Source organism: Hydrogenophaga sp. (assembly GCF_036675665.1).
GTDB lineage: Bacteria > Pseudomonadota > Gammaproteobacteria > Burkholderiales > Burkholderiaceae_C > Hydrogenophaga.
Genome location: NZ_JAKFEO010000002.1, coordinates 1 through 3,495, shown reverse-complemented (window position 1 = coordinate 3,495; position 3,495 = coordinate 1). Strand labels below are relative to the sequence as shown.

The window sequence follows — 3,495 nt, the reverse complement described above, 5'->3', positions numbered from 1 at the left end:
CAGAAAGCGTTGCGCCAGCAGCGCCCAGTAGGCCGCGCCCACGGGCAGGTTGGCGTCGTTGAAGTCGTAGCCCGGGTTGTGCACCATGCAGGCGCCGGCGCTGTCGCCATCGCCGTTGCCGATCAGCAGATAGCTGCCGGGCACGCGCTCCAGCATGAAGGCGAAGTCTTCACTGGCGGTCAGGGCCGGGCTCTGCAGCGTGACCTGATCGGCGCCCACGAGTTCCTGCGCGACCTGACGCGCGAAGTCGGTCTCGGCCACGGTGTTGACCAGCACCGGGTAGCCGCGCCGGTAGTCAATGCTCGCGCGCACGCCAAAGCTCTCGGCTTGCGCATGGACCAGCGCCTTGATGCGCTGCTCCAGCAACTCGCGCACGTCCCGGTCGAGCGAGCGCACGCTGAGCTGCAGGCTCGCGGTTTGCGGGATCACGTTGCCGGCCTTGCCGGCGTTGAGCGCGCCCACGGTGACCACGGCCGTCTGCGATGGGTCGACGTTGCGCGACACGATGGTTTGCAGTGCCATCACGATGCTGGCCGCCGCCACCACGGGGTCGACCGCGTGGTGCGGCAGAGCGCCGTGGCCGCCTGCGCCTTCGAGGGTGATGGTCACATTGTCGGACGAGGCCATGGCCGCGCCGTCGCGCAGCAGCAGCCGGCCCTGCGGATGGCCGGGCATGTTGTGCATCGCAAAGATCGCGTCGCACGGGTACTTGGCAAACAGTCCGTCTTCCATCATCTTCTTGGCACCGCCCAAGCCTTCCTCGGCTGGCTGAAAGACCAGGTTGAGCGTGCCGCTGAACTCGCCTTTCTCGGCCAGGTACCTGGCCGCGGCCAGCACCATGACCGTGTGGCCATCGTGGCCGCAGGCGTGCATCACGCCGGCGTGGCAACTGGTGTGCGCGAGCCCGGTGGCTTCGACAATCGGCAGCGCGTCCATTTCGCCGCGCAAGCCCAGCCGTTTGGGGCCGTTGCCGCGTCTCAGCTGGCCGACCAGGCCGGTGCCGCCCAGGCCGCGTTCCACCGCATAACCCCATTGCGCGAGCCGCTCGGCGACGAGGTCGCTGGTGCGGCGTTCCTGAAAACCCAGCTCGGGGTGGCGGTGGATGTCGCGCCGCACCGCAATGAATTCATCGGCCTGCGCGTTCAGGGCATCGAGTACAGCATGCATGGTGGCGGCCCTTACTGCGGCTGCAGATTGATGCTTTTGGCCATGGCGCGGAACTTGGCGGTTTCGGCCTCCAGCAGCTTGCTGGCCTCGACCAGGCTGTTGGTTTTGGCGACTTCCGAGCCGGTCGCCTCCAGCGCCTTGCGCACCTCGGCGTCCTGCATCACCTCGGCCAAGGCCTTATGCAGGCGCACCGCCACATCCTCCGGCGTGCCCTTTTTGACCATGATGCCGGCCCAGATCTGCTGGTTGAAATTTTTCAGCACCTTGCCTTCGCCAAAGGCGGGGATGGTGCTGTCGAGCTTGCTGCGCTGGTCACCAACCCAGCCCACGAGCTTCAGCCGCCCTTGGTCGGCCAAGCCGCGGTAGCTGGTGGCATAAGGCAGGATGGCAATGTCCACATTGCCGCCGCCCATGTCCTGCAGCAGCGGGGCACCGCCCTTGTACGGCACATGGGTGACGCTGATGCCGGTCCGCTGCGCCATGCTTTCGGTCACCAGGTGATACATCGAGCCCACGCCCACGCTGCCGTAAGTCAGGCCCTTGCTGGCGGCGCTTTTGCCCAGTGCCACGATCTCGTCGATCGAGTTGGCCGGCAGGTCCTTGCGCGCCAACATCACCAGCGGGTTGACGGTGAGCTGGGTCAGCAGCCTGAAGTCTTCGGCGCGCAGCTTGACCGCGGCATTGGCCAGCGGCGACAGGATCACCTCATTCGGCGAGCCGAGGAAAAGCATGTAGCCGTCGGCCGGGGCATTGAGCACTTTTTGCGCGGCCAGCGCGCCGCTAACCCCGCCGAGGTTGTCCACGATGACCTGCTGGCCCAGCGCCTTGCCCAGCGGCACGCTGATGGCGCGCGCAATCGAGTCCGACAGGCCGCCCGCTGGGTAGGGCACCATCAGGGTGAGCAACCTGGACGGGTAGGGGTCGGCCGCCGTCGCGGCGCCAGCGAGCAGCAGACCCGCCAGCAGTGTGCCGAGTTTTTTGGTCAATGCGAGTGATGCGTTCACGTTGTCTCCTGTCAAACAGAGGATGGGGTTGTGTGGGTGATGCCTCCACATAGTAAAAATCCCCGGTATATTTGTCTAATGCATAATTTTTCTTGTTTCCAGCAAAATAACTCATTCTCAAAACAAACCCGATGAACCTGAGACAACTGGAACACCTGCTGGCCGTGGCGGAAACCGGCTCGTTCAGTCGCGCCGCCGAGCAGCTGCACCTGACGCAGTCGGCCCTGAGCCGCAGCATCCAGGTGCTGGAAGACGATCTGGGCGCACGCCTGATCGACCGCACGGGCAAGCGCAACGAACTCACGCCGCTGGGCGAGGCCGTGGCCGCGCGCGCCCGGCGCATGGTGTTCGATGCTGCCGAGTTGCGCCGCAGTGCGGAGTTGCTCAAGCAGGGCAGCGTCGGGGCGATCCGCGTCGGGCTGGGCTCGGGGCCGGGCGCGATGCTCACGACACCGTTTCTGGTACACATCGCGCAGCAGCACCCGGGCGTACGCGTCAGCATCACGTCCGGCGCCATCGAACTGCAGCTGGTTCAGCTGCGCCAGCGCACGCTGGATGCGCTGGTGATCGAGGTGCGCAACATTGCGCCGGCCCCCGACTTGACTATTGAGCGCTTGGCCGAAATGCGGGCCGGCTTTGTCTGCCGCAGCGGCCACCCCTTGCTGCAGGCCGGCAGGCCGGTGTCTTTTGACGACATGCTGCGCTACCCGCTGGCCTCGACGCCGCTCAGCACGGAAGTGGCGCATGCCCTGGTCAACCGCTTCGGGCCACGGGCCGACCCGCAGCAGGCGGTGAGCCTGCGTTGCGACGACATCATGAGCCTGATCGAGACGGTCAAGGCCTCGGACGCGGTCTACCTCGGCATCCTGGCGGCTGCACGCGCCAGCATCGAGGCTGGCCAGCTCGTCGAGCTGGCGACCGACCCCCAGCTGATCAACGGCCCGCTCTTTGCGTTCGTCACGCTGGCCGGGCGCACCGAGGCGCCGTCGATGGGTTTGTTCCGCCAGTTTGTGGCTGAGCGGCTGCGCGACTGAATATATCAGCAGACATCCGATCAGGTGCAACCCAGCGGCAGCATCGGGCCGTTGCTGCATGCATGGCACCGGGTCCCGGCGCGGTTTCCCGTATCAGCTTGCCGTCGCGCCCGACTTCTTCACGAGCTCGGCCCAGCGCGCGATCTCGGACTTCATGTGCACCGCGAGTTCCTCGGGCGTGCTGCCCACGATCTCCATGCCGAGCTGGTCGGTCAGCTTGGCCGCCACGTCCGGCATCTTCAGGATTTTGACAATCTCGGCATTGAGCCGCTGCACGATGGCTGGTGGTG

The 3,495-nt window shown here is 66.0% G+C and carries 3 protein-coding genes and 1 pseudogene; 1 reads left to right on the top strand and 3 read right to left on the bottom strand.

The features are described 5' to 3' along the window. The coding region (locus V6M63_RS00035; protein WP_332738248.1) for a M20 aminoacylase family protein at positions 1-1,167 on the bottom strand (1,167 nt) is incomplete at its 3' end. A gap of 11 nt (positions 1,168-1,178) precedes the next feature. Beyond that, positions 1,179-2,171 (bottom strand): tripartite tricarboxylate transporter substrate binding protein, encoded by a 993-nt coding sequence (locus V6M63_RS00030; protein WP_332738246.1) that lies wholly within the window; start codon positions 2,169-2,171, stop codon positions 1,179-1,181. 131 nt (positions 2,172-2,302) lie between these two features. On the opposite strand from V6M63_RS00030, the gene V6M63_RS00025 reads away from it, so the two are divergent. Then, positions 2,303-3,205 (top strand): LysR family transcriptional regulator, encoded by a 903-nt coding sequence (locus V6M63_RS00025; protein WP_332738244.1) that lies wholly within the window; start codon positions 2,303-2,305, stop codon positions 3,203-3,205. A gap of 93 nt (positions 3,206-3,298) precedes the next feature. Here V6M63_RS00025 and V6M63_RS00020 read toward each other — a convergent pair. Beyond that, positions 3,299-3,495 (bottom strand): annotated as a pseudogene (locus V6M63_RS00020) (tripartite tricarboxylate transporter substrate-binding protein); the annotation flags it as partial.

What these genes read in the sequence shown, in the direction of transcription:
- V6M63_RS00025 (WP_332738244.1), top strand. Translation starts at nt 2,303, where the DNA reads ATGAACCTGAGACAACTGGAACACCTGCTGGCCGTGGCGGAAACCGGC.